General features: G+C 55.2%; 1 protein-coding gene. It reads left to right on the top strand.

The window, feature by feature from the left end; genetic code table 11:
- The coding region (locus tag AWU74_RS14415; protein WP_062328898.1) for a GreA/GreB family elongation factor at positions 1 to 383 on the top strand (383 nt) is incomplete at its 5' end.
- Between the last annotated feature and the right edge of the window lie 458 nt (positions 384 to 841).

The raw sequence follows: 841 nt of genomic DNA, 5'->3' as shown, positions 1-841 counted from the left end.
TAATTGAGATGAAGATCGCTGAACTTCAAAGCAGGCTGGCCCAAGCGCAGATCGAAGGTGATCGAGACGCGCTTTCAGCTATATCCCGAGACCTCCGTTACTGGAACAACAGACGCGGCACCGCGATGGTGGTCCAGATGCCGGACAGCGCTACGACGGTTCGGTTTGGCGCCGTGGTCACGATCGAGCGCGACGACGGCCGAAGGCAGGAGTACCGTATAGTCGGAGAAGACGAAGCCGATCCCACCAAAGGTCTGCTATCCCATGCGTCGCCACTCGCCCGAGCCCTGCTTGGGAAAGCCGTTGGTGACACCGTCGTGGCTGGTCAGGGGACGGCTGAAATTGTGTCAATTGGAGACGCTTCGACGACATCAGAGCGGTAGTCGATGCCCGCCTCGTTCGTGGCGAGCGAGATCGGGTTCACGATGAGGCGCAATATGATCGTTCAGCGATGCCCCTGAACACTCGTGGTTGGGCTCCCTATTGCGGGGAGGGCACTCGCGAATCCTTTCGGGCACTCAGTGGTGAGGAACTTATCCGGATAGCCGGATTTCTTTGCGATATTTGATCGCAATTTGAACTTTCGGCTTGCTTTATCGCCGCTCTGAGATTGTTGTTTAGGTCATGAAGGCTTACAATTCGGCGCTCCCCGCTACCGCGCGGTTATTTTTTAGCAGCGTCCTCAGAAAACTGCCCCCTTATCGATCAGCCGCTGCAGTTCTGCTGCCATTTTTCGATACGCTTCAGCAAGCCGCTCGAATGATTCTCGCTTTGTATTGTTGGTTGCGAGTTTTGCGATGATTTCGCAATCGACGGCATCGACCAGAAGTTTTTCAATCCT

This window comes from Treponema endosymbiont of Eucomonympha sp. (assembly GCF_001028545.1).
This window is presented reverse-complemented; position numbering and strand designations above follow the sequence as displayed.